The sequence below is a fragment of the Clostridium sp. JNZ X4-2 genome (assembly GCF_054889485.1).
This window is the reverse complement of the sequence record NZ_CM142685.1, coordinates 2,837,065-2,853,771: the sequence shown is the minus strand read 5'-3', so window position 1 is coordinate 2,853,771 and position 16,707 is coordinate 2,837,065. Positions and strand designations below refer to the sequence as shown.

15 protein-coding genes and 2 pseudogenes are annotated in these 16,707 nt (G+C 35.5%); 14 read left to right on the top strand and 3 right to left on the bottom strand.

What is annotated here, in order from left to right; translation table 11 throughout:
• Positions 1-134: 134 nt before the first annotated feature.
• Positions 135-1,036: pseudogene (locus tag ACYUJ6_RS13720) on the top strand (amino acid permease); the annotation flags it as partial.
• A gap of 21 nt (positions 1,037-1,057) precedes the next feature.
• Here the strand turns inward: ACYUJ6_RS13720 and ACYUJ6_RS13715 are convergent.
• Positions 1,058-1,492, bottom strand: a pseudogene (locus tag ACYUJ6_RS13715) (PDC sensor domain-containing protein); the annotation flags it as partial.
• A gap of 243 nt (positions 1,493-1,735) precedes the next feature.
• Here ACYUJ6_RS13715 and ACYUJ6_RS13710 point away from each other — a divergent pair.
• The 3 genes from ACYUJ6_RS13710 (at position 1,736) to fumC (ending at position 4,192) form a co-directional block, all read left to right on the top strand.
• The gene (locus tag ACYUJ6_RS13710) at positions 1,736-1,939 is read left to right on the top strand and encodes a helix-turn-helix transcriptional regulator (RefSeq protein ID WP_106008433.1); all 204 of its coding nucleotides are present in this window, start codon (positions 1,736-1,738) and stop codon (positions 1,937-1,939) included.
• Positions 1,936-2,316: a hypothetical protein gene (locus ACYUJ6_RS13705; RefSeq protein WP_242977472.1), complete on the top strand. Its 381-nt coding sequence runs from the start codon at positions 1,936-1,938 to the stop codon at positions 2,314-2,316. The genes ACYUJ6_RS13710 and ACYUJ6_RS13705 overlap by 4 nt, the downstream gene beginning before the upstream one ends.
• Positions 2,317-2,827: 511 nt before the next feature.
• On the top strand, positions 2,828-4,192 hold the full coding sequence (gene fumC, locus ACYUJ6_RS13700; RefSeq protein WP_106008432.1) for a class II fumarate hydratase: 1,365 nt from the start codon (positions 2,828-2,830) through the stop codon (positions 4,190-4,192).
• Between the two features lie 73 nt (positions 4,193-4,265).
• On the opposite strand, the gene ACYUJ6_RS13695 is transcribed toward fumC, so the two are convergent.
• Complete coding sequence (locus ACYUJ6_RS13695; RefSeq protein WP_106008431.1) at positions 4,266-5,141, bottom strand: LysR family transcriptional regulator; 876 nt, start codon at positions 5,139-5,141, stop codon at positions 4,266-4,268.
• Between the two features lie 217 nt (positions 5,142-5,358).
• On the opposite strand from ACYUJ6_RS13695, the gene ACYUJ6_RS13690 reads away from it, so the two are divergent.
• The 10 genes from ACYUJ6_RS13690 to ACYUJ6_RS13645 all read left to right on the top strand — a co-directional run bounded on the left by ACYUJ6_RS13690 (position 5,359) and on the right by ACYUJ6_RS13645 (position 16,011).
• Positions 5,359-6,609 carry an APC family permease gene (locus ACYUJ6_RS13690; RefSeq protein ID WP_106008430.1) on the top strand — a complete coding sequence of 417 codons (1,251 nt, stop codon included), beginning with the start codon at positions 5,359-5,361 and terminating at the stop codon, positions 6,607-6,609.
• Positions 6,610-6,836: 227 nt separating this feature from the next.
• Entirely contained in the window at positions 6,837-7,175 is a 339-nt protein-coding gene (locus ACYUJ6_RS13685; protein WP_106008429.1) for a PadR family transcriptional regulator, read from the top strand.
• Positions 7,168-8,016, top strand: coding sequence for a DUF1129 family protein (locus ACYUJ6_RS13680; protein WP_461843308.1), 849 nt, complete (start codon positions 7,168-7,170; stop codon positions 8,014-8,016). The genes ACYUJ6_RS13685 and ACYUJ6_RS13680 overlap by 8 nt, the downstream gene beginning before the upstream one ends.
• A gap of 497 nt (positions 8,017-8,513) precedes the next feature.
• Positions 8,514-10,160 carry a hydroxylamine reductase gene (gene hcp / locus ACYUJ6_RS13675; protein ID WP_461843307.1) on the top strand — a complete coding sequence of 549 codons (1,647 nt, stop codon included), beginning with the start codon at positions 8,514-8,516 and terminating at the stop codon, positions 10,158-10,160.
• A 160-nt stretch (positions 10,161-10,320) separates the two neighbouring features.
• Positions 10,321-10,830 (top strand): RNA polymerase sigma factor, encoded by a 510-nt coding sequence (locus tag ACYUJ6_RS13670; protein ID WP_461843306.1) that lies wholly within the window; start codon positions 10,321-10,323, stop codon positions 10,828-10,830.
• Between the two features lie 8 nt (positions 10,831-10,838).
• A complete protein-coding gene (locus ACYUJ6_RS13665; RefSeq protein ID WP_461843305.1) occupies positions 10,839-11,618 on the top strand; it encodes a hypothetical protein in 780 nt (259 codons plus the stop codon).
• Positions 11,619-11,692: 74 nt separating this feature from the next.
• Positions 11,693-12,580, top strand: a complete 888-nt coding sequence (locus tag ACYUJ6_RS13660) for an ABC transporter ATP-binding protein (protein WP_461843304.1) — start codon at positions 11,693-11,695, stop codon at positions 12,578-12,580.
• Between the two features lies 1 nt (position 12,581).
• Positions 12,582-13,811, top strand: a complete 1,230-nt coding sequence (locus ACYUJ6_RS13655) for an ABC transporter permease subunit (RefSeq protein ID WP_461843303.1) — start codon at positions 12,582-12,584, stop codon at positions 13,809-13,811.
• A gap of 65 nt (positions 13,812-13,876) precedes the next feature.
• Positions 13,877-14,509, top strand: coding sequence for an ankyrin repeat domain-containing protein (locus tag ACYUJ6_RS13650; RefSeq protein WP_461843302.1), 633 nt, complete (start codon positions 13,877-13,879; stop codon positions 14,507-14,509).
• Between the two features lie 302 nt (positions 14,510-14,811).
• On the top strand, positions 14,812-16,011 hold the full coding sequence (locus ACYUJ6_RS13645; RefSeq protein ID WP_461843301.1) for an FprA family A-type flavoprotein: 1,200 nt from the start codon (positions 14,812-14,814) through the stop codon (positions 16,009-16,011).
• 73 nt (positions 16,012-16,084) lie between these two features.
• Here the strand turns inward: ACYUJ6_RS13645 and ACYUJ6_RS13640 are convergent, their stop codons facing one another.
• On the bottom strand, positions 16,085-16,702 hold the full coding sequence (locus ACYUJ6_RS13640; protein ID WP_461843300.1) for an HD domain-containing protein: 618 nt from the start codon (positions 16,700-16,702) through the stop codon (positions 16,085-16,087).
• Positions 16,703-16,707 lie beyond the last annotated feature (5 nt).

Genomic DNA, 16,707 nt, shown 5'->3' with positions numbered 1-16,707 from the left:
TATCCATAGATTAAGTTATCACCAATGGAAGTTAATTTCAAGTTTTCTTTTGTGAAATTTAATTATATACCTTTTGGAGAATAAGAAATTTGTTGCTGGTAGAATGACTTTGCATAATAATATTTTTATTCTAAGCAATTTTATCATTGATTGCAGTGGGTACATTTATGATTATAAGGGGATTTTCTACAAATGCAGGTGTATCCAGCTTTGCAAACCTGTGGAATCATGGAGGCTGGTTTCCAAATGGCGCAGGTGGTTTTATACTTTCATTCCAGATGGTTGTATTTGCCTTCACGGGAATTGAACTGGTAGGTTTGACAGCTGGTGAAACTGAGGATCCGGAGCATGTTATTCCAAAGGCCATTAACAATATTCCAATTAGAATTATTATTTTCTATATCGGAGCACTTGCCATCATCATGAGCATATATCCGTGGAATTCAATTAATCCGGATAAAAGCCCTTTTGTACAGGTGTTTGCTGGAGTGGGAATTGCAGCAGCAGCAAGTATTATAAACTTTGTTGTGCTGACATCGGCAGCTTCTGCCTGCAACAGCGGTATATTTAGTACAAGCCGTATGGTCTACTCTCTTTCTAAAGAAGGCAATGCACCTGATTCAATGAGAAAATTGACTTCTCATAAAGTACTTCTAATGCTTTGATGTTTTCTGCAGCAGTTATTTTGATTTCAGTTATTCTGAACTATATTATGCCGGAAGGTGTGTTTGTACTTATTACCAGCATATCTACATTTTGCTTTATCTGGGCTATTATAGTGATCTGTCATTTGAAATATCGCAAAGCCAACACTGCATTTGCGGCCAGAGGCAAATTCAAGATGCCTTTTTACCCAATTGCCAACTATGGAATTCTAGCATTTATTGCTTTTGTATTAGTTGTACTGGCCCTCAATAGTGAAACTCGTGTAGCTCTATTTGTAACACCTGTATGCTTTATAATGCTTGGAATTATTTATAAAGCACTGGGTTCAAAAAAGAAAAGCAGGGAAGATGTGAAAAAGAATTTGGCATAGAAGTATATATTTTCAAGAGTATTAGCCATCTTTCATAATGTTTCTATAGAACCTGAAATATTTTGAATAGTAGCAGCTAAATTCTTCTATTGATGAATTGATTTCTTCAGAGCTAGAAACATTGTTTTCAGAAACTGCAGAAATTTTATTTATTGAATTAATTAATGTTGTTTTTTTATTTTCCATATTATTAATACTTTTATCATTGCTTGGAACAACAAAGTATTTGCCGCTTTTATTATCCAGAATAAATAGATTGCTTTTGTCAATGCTTTTATAATTTTCAACCTCCTTAGATATGCTATCTAGAAAAAAATCTATTGCCATTACGCCTACAAGTGTTTTCTTTTTATCTTTTACTGTTTTTGAAACAGTAATCATAGGTTTTTTCGTTGTGGAATCTATGTAGGGAGCCGACCATACAGACTGTCCATCTTTTTTAACTGCATCTTTATACCAGCTGCGTTTTTCAGCAAGTCAATCGGGATCTTTGGCAAGTTTACCTGTGCTATCAGGACATGTAACCAGCTTTTTATTTTCAGGTAGAATTTTATTTGGCTCTAAGTATGTAAATGCTGCTGATTTGTGGGAGTCTTGAAAGGTTATCTGTCATTTTTATGGAAAGTGTGCTTGACATTAAGAATGATTCTGATATACTTGACATATGGAAAGGCTGCTTTCCATAAGGAGGGGCAGAATGTGAAAAACCGGCTGGAAGAAATAAGAAAGAAACATGGCTTGAAACAGGAGGATTTGGCGGCAGCTCTTGAAGTATCAAGACAGACAATAGGCTCTCTTGAAAATGGCAGATATAATCCGTCAATAATACTGGCCTTTAAGATAGCAAGATATTTTAACATGAGCATTGAAGAAATTTTTATTTATGAGGGGGATGGAAAATGAAAACTTTTAACTATGTATTTATTGCAATATTAGTTATACTGTTGATCAGTTCATCGGTGGGTATGTTTTTTGTAGGAGGATATACTCTGGAGACTATATCTGCAATTTTAATATCTGCATCGGTATATTTGGTCATAAGCGGGATATATCATAAATTTTTTGTTGGGAAAAAAGATAAGGATGAACGGGATGCCAGCATTGAAGACAAATCCAAAGCAAAAGCTTTTGATATTATGGGAATAGTATTTGGTATTCTTGTGATTGTATATGGCTTTTTAAAGGTCAACTTGCTTATAATTTCATTTGCACTTATAGCATATTTAATTATTTTTGTAGTTTATATGATATATTTTTCCAGGTATCATAGAGAAATGTAAATAGAAAATTTTCTAAAAGAATAAAACGATGGATCATCTGGGGCTTTAATATATAAGGTATTATGTACCAGCCCCAAAAAATATGAATTTTAGGAGGTGTTATTATTAAAAAGATTATTAAATTTGTTAGAACCACTTTAGTTATTTTATCATGCTTATTACTTGTTTTTAGTATATATGCCTGGGCGGTGAAATTAAGAATAAGCGATTCTGAATGGCTGCCATTAATGGTTTCAAGTAGTTTGAATTTATTTCTATTATTTGTTTACTGGGTATTAGGGATAGGTTATACCAAACCTTCAAATATACAAGAAAATAAGGTTGTTAGAGTTTTGTCCAAGGTAGGATTTGGTGGGAATATAATTTTATTTATATACTGTATATTAATTGTTATAGGATTTGGTATTATACCTTAATTGAGATTAGCCGATACAGTTTTATAACATATTATTCTTATTTTATGAACCAACATACTGGGGATTTAGCAAAAAAATAAACAGGAGGTATTTTTATGGATTATAGAATAGAAAAGGACACAATGGGAGAAATGAAAGTCCCATCCGATAAATTATGGGGTGCCCAAACCCAAAGGAGTTTTGAAAATTTTAAAATAGGTATAGAAAAAATGCCCATAGAAGTGATCAGGGCATTCAGTGTTTTAAAAAAGGGAGCTGCAAGGGCCAATAATAGACTGGGCAAGCTTGATGATGAAAAAATGAAGGTTATTCAGCAGGTGTGCGATGAGATCTATGAAGGCAGATTGGATGATAATTTTCCACTGGTGGTCTGGCAGACAGGCAGCGGAACCCAGAGCAACATGAATGTAAATGAAGTCATTGCCAACCGGGCAAATCAGATATTGGGGAAAAAGCTCATTCATCCCAACGATGATGTAAATATGTCCCAAAGCTCAAATGACACTTTTCCAACGGCTATGCATATAGCTGCTGTAGTGGAAATAGAAAATAAATTACTGCCGGCAGTACATATACTGAAAGACACCATGGAATGTCTTGAGGTAGAAAACAGGGAAGTTATAAAGACAGGAAGGACTCATTTGCAGGATGCCGTTCCCATAGCATTTTCTCAGGAAATAAGCGGATGGAAGCAGATGCTCATCAAGGGAGATAAAAATATAAAACAATCTATAGAAGGCCTGAGAGAGTTGGCACTGGGAGGAACGGCTGTGGGAACGGGACTCAATGCACCTTCTGACTTTGGGAAAATTGCAGCGGAGGAAATCAGCAATTATCTTGATACGAATTTTGTCACTGCCGAAAATAAGTTCCATGCTTTAACCAGCAGGGATGATTTGGTTTATGCCCATGGTGCTTTAAAGGCATTGGCAGCAGATTTGATGAAGATTGCCAATGATGTCAGATGGTATGCCAGCGGCCCCAGATGCGGCCTTGGGGAGATAACTATTCCTGAAAATGAACCTGGAAGCTCTATAATGCCGGGCAAGGTAAATCCGACACAGTGCGAAGCTGTAACTATGGTGGCCTGCCAGGTAATTGCCAACGATACTGCAGTTTCTTTTGGTGCTTCACAGGGAAACTTCCAGCTGAATGTGTTCATGCCAGTGTGCATATATAATTTTTTACAATCTGTCAGGCTGTTGTCAGATGTAATTGTATCCTTTAACAATAATTGTGCATCGGGGATAAAACCTAAGGTGGATAAAATGAAGGAAAATCTGGATAAGTCCTTGATGCTGGTAACCGGACTTAATCCATACATCGGTTACGATAAATCAGCAGAGATTGCAAAGCTTGCCCATAAAAAAGGAATCCGTTTGAAAGATGCTGCTGTGGAATTGGGATATTTGACAGAAGAACAGTTTGACCATATTATCAAGCCGGAAAATATGGTTTAAACATCTGCTGGGAGTTATATGGCCTTTGGGAGTGGGTATCTCTCTCCCCATACCTACTCTCATAATTGAGTGATTAGCCCCTGGCTTCTGATATAAAAGCCCTCATTGCAGCTGTTACACACTTATTCTTGTGATATAGTATTTGTGTTGCCATATTAAATTCACATCCATCCAGATCAAACCCGACAAGCTGTCCATTTTGGATTTCTTTCTCTACAGTCATAACGGGAAGCAGGGTTATTCCTAGATTACTCATGGTGAAACTTTTAATTGCTTCAATACTTCCAACTTCCAAAGCTATATTAGGTTTCAGATCTGATTTTTGATACATTTTCTCAAAAATATTTCTATAGCTGCAGCCCTTTTCCGTTACAATTAAAGGCTCATCTTTAATATCTTCCATTGTAACCTGTTTCTTGTCAGCAAGCCTGTTTACTGGAGAGGCAAGAAATATCATGGGTTCATTGCAGGATATGCAGCATATCAAATCTGGATCAACAGTTGTTTTATCGAGAATAAACGCCAGATCAACTATATTGTTTTTGAGCATACTTCTTAAATCCGAACAAACTCCAACTTTAATTATGATTTCTACTTCAGGATATTTCATATGATAATTTTTGAGCAGTTCTGGAAGTCTCATAGTACACAGGGACTCCACAATTCCTATTCTTAAAATTCCACGGGGAATATCTACACCGCTCACCGCTTCCCTGGCCTCTTCTGTAAGACTTATTATATTTTCTGCATATTTGAGAAATACTTCGCCTTTTAAAGTAAGATGTATTTTTCTTCCGATTTTTTCAAACAGTTTTACACCAAGCTCCTCCTCCAAAAGTTTAATCTGGGTTGTAATAGTAGACTGAGCATATCCTAATTCCTCTGCCGCCCTGGTGTAACTTTTCAAATGGGCAATTTCCGAAAATGTTATCATATTTCTAAACTCCATAATATACCTCCAGTGAATTCAATAAAATCGAATTGTATTTTCAAATAATTCAATTTTATTAATAGTTAATCTTATGCTAATATAAATCTATTGGAAATTCAATGAATTTTTCAATTAAATTTTAAAAAAATACAGTTGGCTGCAACAAGATTAGAAAAAATAGGGGGTGAAGTTTAGTGAAGGTTTGATTATTAAATCCTATCACTAAATGTAAAATATGAGTAAAAATATTGGAACAATAACACTTTCCGGCCTCATAGCAGGCTCGGTACTGGGATCAGGAATAATACTGCTGCCGCCCATTGCCTACAGGCTGGTTGGGGGGTGGGCAATAGCTGCCTGGATTATTATAATGCTGCTGGGTATTATATTTGCCTATGTTTTTATATTCTTGAGTCTGAAAAGCCCTGGAAATGAAGGTGCTGCAATTGCAGTTGGAAATGCCTTTGGAGATTTTTTTAGGGAACTGACTTCAAATTTTCTCACAGCTGCAGTTTGCTTTGGCCCTACGGCAGTGATGATTACAGCTGCAGACTTTTTAAAAAACTTCAGCCTGTTTTCAAATATAAAAGTGGAGATAATCGCATTCGGGATGGAGATCATATGTGCCCTGATTCTTATGTATGGTGTAAAAGCTCTGGGAAAAGTCACCTTAATCTTAACAGGATTTACAGCTGTACTATTGTTTTGCGGAAGTATGTATACACTGATTTTTGCTTCAAATGTACATGTACCCCAGACGTCCTTTTCAATTTCTAAATTTGGATATACTCTCTTGCTTTTATTTTGGGCAATCATAGGATGGGAAATTGTAGGCAACTATATTGAAGATATAAAAAATCCTAAAAAAACACTTGTTGAAGCAATGACTGTAAGCTTAATAGTAATTATCAGCTTATATATTATTGTTGCCCTTTCCATACAAAATGTGTCTGCCAGCAATCACGATATATTGGCAATCATGACTCCGCTGTTTGGTTCATTTTCTTTACCTGTAATCACTGCTGCTGCATCAGGACTATGCATGTGCACCTATCTTATGGTAGTCGGGGGAGTTTCAAGAATGAGTGCACAGCGTGGAGCAAACAATAAGCTGCCTGCATATCTGTCATATATAAACAGGTATGGGAGCCCAACTAATGCTATCATAACACTTGTATGTATACATTTTGTAGTTTTATTCCTGTCTGCTGTAAACCTCATAAATCTGGATAAAATTATAACCTGTGCCAATGTATTTTTCCTATCTAATGCAATAATTGGATTAGCTGCTGGATTTAAGCTGCTGCACAGTATCAAGCTGAAAATTGCAATTTCCATACTCATCCTATCATTTGTGCTGTTATTATTTAAAGCAGCTTTGTGGAGTCTTTTGATTTTAATTTTAGTAATATTTTTATCTATATATAATAATAAAAGAGTTAAAAATGAGAAAATTACTAATTCCTGCACATCAAGTGATTCTTAGACCCAGATGGAGTTTGCTTATAAGAAATGCTTATTTACATCTGAACCGTATTAACAGTATCCCTAGCGTTTTTAGCATTTAGCATATGTTATACTTTAAGAAAAAAACTTGTTTAAATACTCATAGAAATTTTTTCACCTATTATGCTTTACATAATAGGTGAATTGGCATATAATAATATCAAAGCTAATATGTATTGCACAATAGATGAGGTGAGGAGGGATAATTTGAAGCAGACTCAGCTCTTGAAGGGTGTGCTGGAAGGATGCGTGCTTTTGATTGTTTTAGAGAATCAGGTATACGGATATGAGATGATTCAGCTGCTAAAAAAACACGGGTTTAAGGAAATAGTTGCCGGTACCGTATATCCGCTGCTGCAAAAATTAGAAAAGCAAGGTTATCTTTCCAGCACAATAAAACCTTCACCGGAGGGTCCGGACAGAAGATATTATTGTATAACCCCAGGGGGAAAGGCTCACTGCAGAGATTTTATTGAGCAGTGGGAGGATTTGGCGTCTAAGGTTGATAATCTCATATGCCTGAAAGGAGAGAAACTGCATGAATAAACAAAAGGATTCTGTGAACAAAATTATTGAACAAAATAATCAGTTACGTGAAAAATTGAGGGAGGAGAATAAAAAGTACTATGAACAGCTGCTGGTATACATCCGCAGTGCCGGATTATTTTATGACGATTATGAGATAGAAAACTTATTACTGCAGATTTTACAAGATATAATTTCTGCCCAGGAGGATGGACAATCTGCTGAAGAATTCTTTGGAAAAAGTCCACAGCTGGCGGCGGATGAATTAATTCACAATCTTGGCAAATCCAGCAGAAAAGAAATATTGAAATTGGCAGGTCTGGTTTTTGGCATCAGCTCCTTTTTTGAACTGCTAGGTGCATTGACTGTTCCAAGTAAGGGAATAAATTTTCTCGTATTGATTATAAACTGCCTGTTGAGCTTTTTATTTGTAGGAATTGTATTTTTTATAATACACAAGAGTATTTATACAAAAGTTATTAGAGGAAAGGTTGCTTCCTTTCTGTTTACATGGCTCATCTGTTCTCTGATAATTGGTTCATTTATATTGATTGAAATATTTATTCCACCCCTGCTGACTGTACATTTGTCAAATTCTTTGGGAATTTTAATAATATCCATTTTGCTTATTGGCAGTGTTATTCTGGTATTTAGCCGTAGTAAACAGGATGGAAGGATGTGGTGGCCTTTTCTGCCATTTATATGGATTTTAGGGCTTATTGGAATTGCCTCAAGGCTGACGATGATGGAAAACTGGATGCAAAGCAGTAATGGGAAAATTGCAGCAGCAGTGTTAACTGGATTTGGGTTCATTTTTTTCTGGGCATTAACTTATTTGTGCCTTAGAGAAAAGAGAGGATAGTTATCTTGCTGTTAGAGCTATGAAAGAAGTTATGCTCTGGCGGTTATTTCCACAAAATTTACAAATATGTCATTAATATTTAACAAATATTGTATATAATAATAATTGTCCTAAGGGATAAACCCTTAGCGAGATAAAAATATTATGTACCTCAAGAGTAAATATTAAAGTAGGCACTGATTGTAAGGTGCCTACTTTAATAATAATTTCAATATAGAAGACAATATACTGCATTCGAAACGAAAAATTGGCATTTATAAAGAAAAAATTCAGGGCAAGCCGGATTCAAGCATAGATTTCAGAAGAGTGTCCATCCTCAAAGTGTACATAAACATTTATTGAAAGAACTGAATAAATAACAACCATATCCAGTTTATCATAAAGAAAGTGTTTTTGAAATTTATAAAAAACAGAAGGCTTTGTAACTTATGTTACGGAACTTTTTTAAAACTCCTGTTAATATAGAATCATAGAAAGAAACGGGGAGGAACATAATCATGGAAAATAAAATGTTTTGTTATCAATGTCAGGAAACAGCAGGATGTAAAGGCTGTACCAAAGGAGGAGTATGCGGCAAGAAACCTGAAGTAGCAGCTATGCAGGATTTGCTTGTATATGTAACGAAGGGAATATCTGCAGTTACCACAGCACTTCGTCAAGAGGGGAAAGAAGTAAGCAGTGAAATAAATCATCTTGTAACACTTAATCTCTTCACTACAATAACAAATGCAAATTTTGATGAAGATAGGATAATTTCAAGAATTTTTAGAACCTTGAAGAAGAAAAAAGAACTGTTAAAGCAGCTGGATAATGGAAGCAAACTTCCAGAAGCAGCAACCTGGGACAGTTCAGATAGAAATGAGTTTGCAGCAAAAGCAGCAGGAGATGAAGTTGGAGTTCTTTCCACAAAAGATGAAGATATAAGAAGCCTGCGTGAACTTATTACTTATGGATTGAAAGGACTTTCTGCCTACAGCAAACACGCAAATGCACTGTTAAAAGATAATGAGGAAGTGGATGCATTTATACAAAAAGCCCTGGCAAAAACATTGGATGACAGTTTAACTGTGGATGATCTGGTAGGATTGACACTTGAAACTGGGAAATATGGTGTAAACGGAATGGAACTTTTGGACAAGGCAAATACATCCGCCTATGGCAATCCTGAAATTACAAAAGTAAATATAGGGGTGAGAAACAATCCTGGTATACTTATTTCAGGCCATGACCTCAGGGACATGGAGATGCTTCTGAAGCAGACTGAGGGAACAGGAGTAGATGTATATACCCATTCAGAAATGCTTCCAGCCCATTATTATCCGGAATTCAAAAAGTATTCTCATTTTGCAGGAAACTATGGAAATGCATGGTGGAAGCAAAAAGAAGAATTTGAAAGCTTTAATGGACCTATTCTTATGACAACAAACTGTATAGTTCCTCCTAAGGACAGCTATAAAGACAGGCTTTATACCACTGGCGCAGCAGGATTTCCAGGATGTAAGCATATTCCAGGTGAAATAGGAGAAGAAAAAGATTTTTCAGAGATTATTGAACATGCAAAAAAATGTGCACCTCCTGTTGAAATAGAAAAGGGTGAAATCATAGGTGGATTTGCCCATAACCAGGTTCTTGCACTGGCAGATAAAATCGTAGAGGCAGTAAAAACAGGTGCCATAAAGAAATTTGTGGTTATGGCAGGATGTGACGGAAGGGCAAAGTCCAGAAATTATTATACTGATTTTGCAAAGGCACTTCCAAAAGATGCAGTTATACTTACAGCAGGATGTGCAAAATATAAGTACAATAAACTTAAATTGGGTGATATCGGTGGAATACCTCGTGTACTGGATGCAGGACAATGTAATGATTCCTATTCCCTGGCAGTAATTGCATTGAAATTGAAAGAGGTTTTCGGACTGGATGATATCAACAAGCTTCCTATAGTATACAATATTGCCTGGTATGAACAGAAGGCCGTAATAGTACTTCTTGCACTATTGTATCTTGGTGTAAAAAACATTCACCTTGGACCTACACTTCCTGCATTTCTTTCTCCAAATGTAGCTAAAGTATTGGTGGACAATTTTGGAATCGCAGGTATAGGCTCAGTAGAGGATGACATGAAGATTTTCTTTGAAAAATAAAATTGGAACAGTTAATTATTAAAAGGCATGCCTGAGTTTATGAAGATTAAATTCGGGCATGTTTTTTGTTATAAATTGTGTATAGATTAAATCATTTCTTCATTTATAAACGTTATATAATATAGAGGACGTTCTCGGAGGATATTTAGGAGGATAAACTGTGGTTCATAAACGTAAAATACTGAAAAAAACTGAAAAGGATGACACAAGTTGTCTGGATGATTTGATAAGGTCTTATTATCCTGACATATTTCGCTACTGCCTTTGGCATACACCAAATCGCCAGACTGCGGAAGATGCAGTTCAGGAAACATTTTTAAAGATAGTCCGATATTTTAGGCAATACGTTCATAGTGGAAAATTCAAGTCCTATATCTATAAAGTGGCTTCCAATGTATGTGTTGATATATGGAGAAAAAAGAGCACAGAATCTCTGCCTGAAGATCTTTCCTATATGGAAACCGGATTCCAGCAAACAGAATTTGATGTGGATTTGAGGGGATTTGTAGAGAAGCTTCCTGAAAAATACAGAGAAATTGTATTACTTCGTTTTGCACAGGATTTATCCATGAGAGAAATTGCAGATATAGAAAATGTACCCCTTAGAACTGTTCAATCACGTTTAAGGGCAGCACTGAAACAAATCAGAGAAGATATTGAAGGAAGGTGAAAGATATTATGGGTAAAAAACTATGTGGGGATTTAAAAAGGGCTTTGAATACATCTCCCATATACTCAGAAAATTCTGTTGATAATCTTGTCAATAGGGCACAGGAGGAATTTCAAAAATACAAAACAGGAGAGAAAATCGGATATTTTGAATTCCTGTTCCGCCAGATACCATTTATAGGCAGGAAAATATGGCTATTTCAGGGAATACTGTTGGTTTTCATGCTTTTACTTCTGAATACAATTTTTGATGGAGATTTTAAATATATTGTAAATAATCATATAGGGGATCTGCTTTGTTCATGTGCAGTTTTCATCAATATGTCGGGTTTGTTTGTGTTCTACAGATCACAGAAATATAAAATGTATGAGGTGGAACTGGGTGCGGGTATTTCAATTTTAAAATTACTTTCAAGCAGAGTACTGATTATTTCTTTTGGCGACGGTATTTTCTTCATTGCCATAGCTTCCCTTGTCATAAACAAGGTGAATATTCCAGCAGTTTTAATATCACTCTATTTACTATTGCCTTTTTTAATATGCTGTTGTGGTTATATTTTTATTCTTGGACATAGCAACAGGCAATATGCTGTATTTTCTTGTGAAGTTTTTTCACTATTTATGTTGGTGCTTCAGCCGTTTATCCATAAATTATTACCACAAATTTACTACGGAACTTATTTAAATGCATGGATTACCCTCAGTATCTTATTTGCAGTGATTCTTGTTTTTCAGATATATCAGATGATGAATAAATTAAACAAGATATGTGATTCTTATGTTATTTAATAAAGGAATTATGGGGTTCAGGTGGAATTTACTTATAAAGAGTTTCACATCTGAGCCGGATTGGAGAGAATGTTATGGAACTTGAAATTTGTAATTTGACCAAAAAATATAAAGACAAAGTAGCTGTTGAAAATGTAAGCCTTAAGTTGGAGCCCGGTGTATGGGGTCTTCTTGGTGCAAATGGTGCTGGAAAAACCACTCTAATGAGGATGATAGCCGGCATTATGGCACCAACCTCAGGGAAAATACTATATGATGGAATTGAAATTGGCGTGCTCAAGGAGGCTTATCGGAGTATTTTCGGATATCTGCCCCAGGATTTCGGCTTTTATCCTGAATTTACAGTGATGGATTATCTTAAATATATTGCAGTTTTAAAGGGGCTTTCCAAAAAGCACACCAGGAAAAAGATAGGTGAACTGCTTGAAATCCTTACCCTTACCCAGGTTTGGAAAAAGAAAATTTCCAAACTTTCTGGAGGTATGAAAAGACGGGTGGGTATTGCACAGGCTCTTTTAAATGATCCTGAAGTTTTAATTCTGGATGAGCCCACCAGTGGACTTGATCCAGGGGAACGTGTAAAATTCCGCAACCTTATTTCAGAATTTGCACAGGACAGAATTGTACTTATTTCCACTCATATTGTTTCGGATGTGGAATATATTGCTACCTGCAATACCATTATGAAAGAAGGGAAGATTATTTCAATGGGAACTACTGAAGAACTTGTAAAAAATGTAGAGGGAAAGGTGTGGAAAAGTATAATATTGCCTGAAAAACTTGCCCGTTATGAGAAAAGTACCCGTATTGTGAATGTACGAAATGAGGAAAATGGAAATCTTTCTATAAGATATTTGTCGGATACACCAGATATACCTGATTCAAAAGCTGCTGTTCCAAGGCTTGAAGATTTGTATTTATGGATGTTTCCACAGGATGAAATTGTAAAGGAGGGAATTTGATATGGGTATTCTTTATCTGGAGCTTAAAAGGGTTTTAAAAACTCGCTCAACTTGGATTTTACTGCTGGCAGCACTCCTGATGTCAGGAATCATGGCATATTTTCCCATATCCTTTGTTCAAGGAAGCTATATGGACAAAAATGGGAAAGGTATTACCGCTTCTGGTATAAGGGCCATACAGGCAAACAAGAATTCCACATTTCAGGGGAATATTACACCGGACAAGATAGAGAAAGCAGTTGAAAATTATCAGCAAATTACAAAGAAGTATGGAAGTATTTATAAGTTTGATGTTCCACAAGCAGCCTACGATAAAAAAATATTGCCCGTTCAACATATAATAAGACTTTTGGAAAGTGTATATGCAGATCCACAGACAAAAACCCCTGCGGATTTAAGCAAAATTTCTCCCAGGGAGGCATCAGCAAATTTCTACAAAAAATATACCCAGCAGATAAAGAGCAGAATTGCAGAGCCGTCGGCCCAAAAACAGGCCCTTGCGCTATATGAGAAGGTAGATAAGCCTTTTAAATTTACATATGGATATGGCAGTGGTGATGCAGGAAGTTATCTTATTATGCTGATCTTTTTGCTGGTGATTATATGTACATTTATTACTGCACCCATTTTTTCTTCAGAATATCAGACAGGGGCGGACAGTATACTTAGATGTACCAAATACGGCAGGGTAAAACTTGCTTCATGTAAAATAATTTCTGCTGTTTTGATCTGCGGCATAACTTTTGCAGTTTGTATTTCCATTTTTAGTATTATTGAAAACAGGGCATTTGGATGGGACAGTTTGAAAACATCACTTCAAAGTATTGGAGGCATTTGTCTGCCGGCTTTAAGTGTGGGAGAATTTCAGATGCTTACTGCAGCTGCAGGCGTGCTGACACTTCTTGCAACTGTGAGTTTTACATTGTTTTTATCTGCAAAATGCAAAAACACAGTAAATTCCATTATGATAAGCATTGTGTTCTGCATAATGCCCTTTATACTTGAGTCTATTTCCGGAAGCAATGTGATGAAGTGGGTAAGAATGATTCTGCCATCTGGAGGTACAGGCATGGGAAATAGTTTTGGAGTTGAACTTACGGGACTTACTTTTCTGAAAATCGGTTCTCTTAGTTTTTGGGCACCTTATGTAATGAGTGCTGCAGCAATTATTGCCATTCCATTATTTATGACTTTGACAATTCGATGTTATTGCAAACATGAATCAGCTTGATTTTTAGAGGCAAAAAAGCATGAGTTTTAGAACTGCATCATAAAATCTATTGGGAGGTAAATATTATGAAGATTTATGATATTTTATTTGGTTCAAGACCAAAATCTATTTCAACAACAATAGGGGAGGGGAATTTGGATGAGCTTAAAATTTTTATAAAAAGTGGAGGTGATGTTAATAAAGAATATGATAATAAGAGTCTGCTTCATTTCGCCATAGATAATTGTGAAAACAATTATTTCAAAATAATAGAGCTTTTAATCAATAGCGGTGCAGACATCAACAGTCATCAAAGCTATTTGAAAGAAACACCTTTACATAGAATATGTGCAAGAATAAAACCTAAAATTGACGTTGTGCAATTATTATTAGATAGAGGAGCTAAAGTAAATGCTGAAAATATATCAGGTAAAACCCCTGTCTTTTACTGCAGTTTTAGTTATTCTGTAGAACTTTTGAACCTTCTTGTAAAATATGGAGCAGATATCAAACATACTGATAAGTATAACAATACTCTTTTACATGATGACTACCTGAATTGTAATACTGAAACCTTTGAAGGTTTTTTAAAAGTTCTTATCTCTCTTGGCTTTGATATAAATTCAAAAAATAATGCAGGGCATACTCCGCTGTATTTGTGCAAAAATAAATATATTGAAAATATACTTATAAAATACGGTGGAAAGACAGGCCTTTAATTAAATTAACTGGTGTGATAACAAATAAAAGTCCATGAGGTGATATTTTTAGCACATATCAGATATATTTAAAATAAAAAGTATTGTATAATAAAGTTAAAGAATTAACTTTATAGCAAAAAAGGCAGTGTATTTATATGCTTGACAGAGTGATTCTGCAGGTGCAGTACTTCATGATGCAGTGAAAGATATAGATATTTCACTTACTAGATTATTTGAAGAATGAAGGTTTTTTTGAAGAAATATTATCTGATTTAGTGTTTTAAAAGAAACATAAAATAAATATAACGAGGGGGATTAATATGTATTGTGTTAGAAAAGTAGATAAAGATCTTTATTGGGTCGGTGGCAGTGATCATCGTCTTGCATTATTTGAAAATATTCATCCAATTCCAAGAGGTGTTTCCTATAACTCTTATATACTTTTGGATGAGAAAACTGTGCTTTTTGATACTGTAGACTGGTCAGTTTGCCGTCAGTTCCTTGAAAATATCAAGACAGTTCTTCATGGCAGAACTTTAGATTACATGGTAATCAACCATGTAGAGCCAGATCATGCAGCCTGCATTGAGGAAGTTATTCTCCGCTATCCCAATGTAAAGATCATATGTACAAAAAAAGCAGCTGTATTTATAAGGCAGTTTGGTTTTAGTGCAGACGAACAAGTGACAGAAGTCAAAGAAGGTGATACCAAGTCCTTTGGAAAACATAATGTTGTATTTGTAACTGCACCTATGGTACATTGGCCGGAAGTTATGGTTACCTATGATACTACAAATGGTGTATTGTTTTCTGCTGATGCATTTGGTACTTTTGGTGCACTGGATGGAAAGCTCTTTAATGATGAGGTAGACTTTGAGCGTGATTGGATTGATGATGCCAGAAGGTATTATACAAACATTGTAGGTAAGTACGGACCTAATGTCCAGGCACTTTTGAAAAAAGCCAGTAAATTGGATATTAAGAAAATTTGTCCCCTGCATGGGCCGGTATGGCGGAATAATTTAGGATATTTTCTTGAAAAGTATGACAAGTGGAGCCGTTATGAACCTGAAGAAAAGGGTGTAATGATAGTATATGGCTCAATGTATGGCAATACGGAATCAGCTGCCACCCGTCTGGCAACAGAATTAGTGGAAAAAGGGATGAAAAATGTGGTCATGTATGATGTTTCACAAACTCATGTATCCTATTTAATTTCAGAGACATTCAAATACAGCCATGTAGTTCTTGCATGTGTAACCTATAATATGAAAATCTATCCGCCAATGCTTGATTATTTAATGGATATGAAGGCATTGAATCTTCAGAAACGTACTTTTGCCCTAATGGAAAATGGATCATGGGCTCCTCAATCAGGGAAATTGATGGGTGAATTTTTAGGTGGAATGAAAGAAATGACTGTTTTAGATAAAAAAATATCATTGAGCTCCAGCATGAAAAAATACGATATTAGCTCAATGGAGGAACTTTCAGACAGCATCATACAGTCAATGAAGTGATTTGAAAAAAATCATCGGTTTATATGAAACACTCATGAACCGATGATTTTTATTGAAGTTTATTTATAGAAAATCATGTTTGCCGGCATATATGATTTTTACATTTCTTGAGAAATTCTTTAATATTTTTTTCCTCTTTTAATTTGTCTGCATTTAATCTGCCTGTTCTGTCACATAAGCCCAAAAGAGACACTTCTTCAATATCTGTGTGATTTTCCATACCTCGTATGTCCGCAAAGGGAAGATTATTTATTATAAAAAGTATCTGCATATGGTATCTGATAAGATTGGACACATCATAAATAAAATTTTTGTCCTCTGTAAAACATGACAGAAATTCTTTTGCCAGTTCAGATCCTACCTTGTCATGATTATAGGATGTTATCCTACCCCTTCTTTTTTTTGTTGTAGAAGGTTTACCTATATCGTGAAGAAGTGCTGCCCACATGAATACTTTGGGGTTCTTACTTTTCATTTTTATTTTGGCGGCTTCATCTACTACCAGGAGAGTATGATTCCATACACTGCCTTCTTCATGATATTTAGGGGATTGTTTTGTAGTATTTAGTTTATACAGCATATCAAATGGATATTGCTGAAATAATGAAGTCGAATATATTTTCCTCAAATAGTCTGATGGCCTGAAATCATGAAGAAGGTGCTCCTCAATACTGATATATAAGCTGTTCATATATA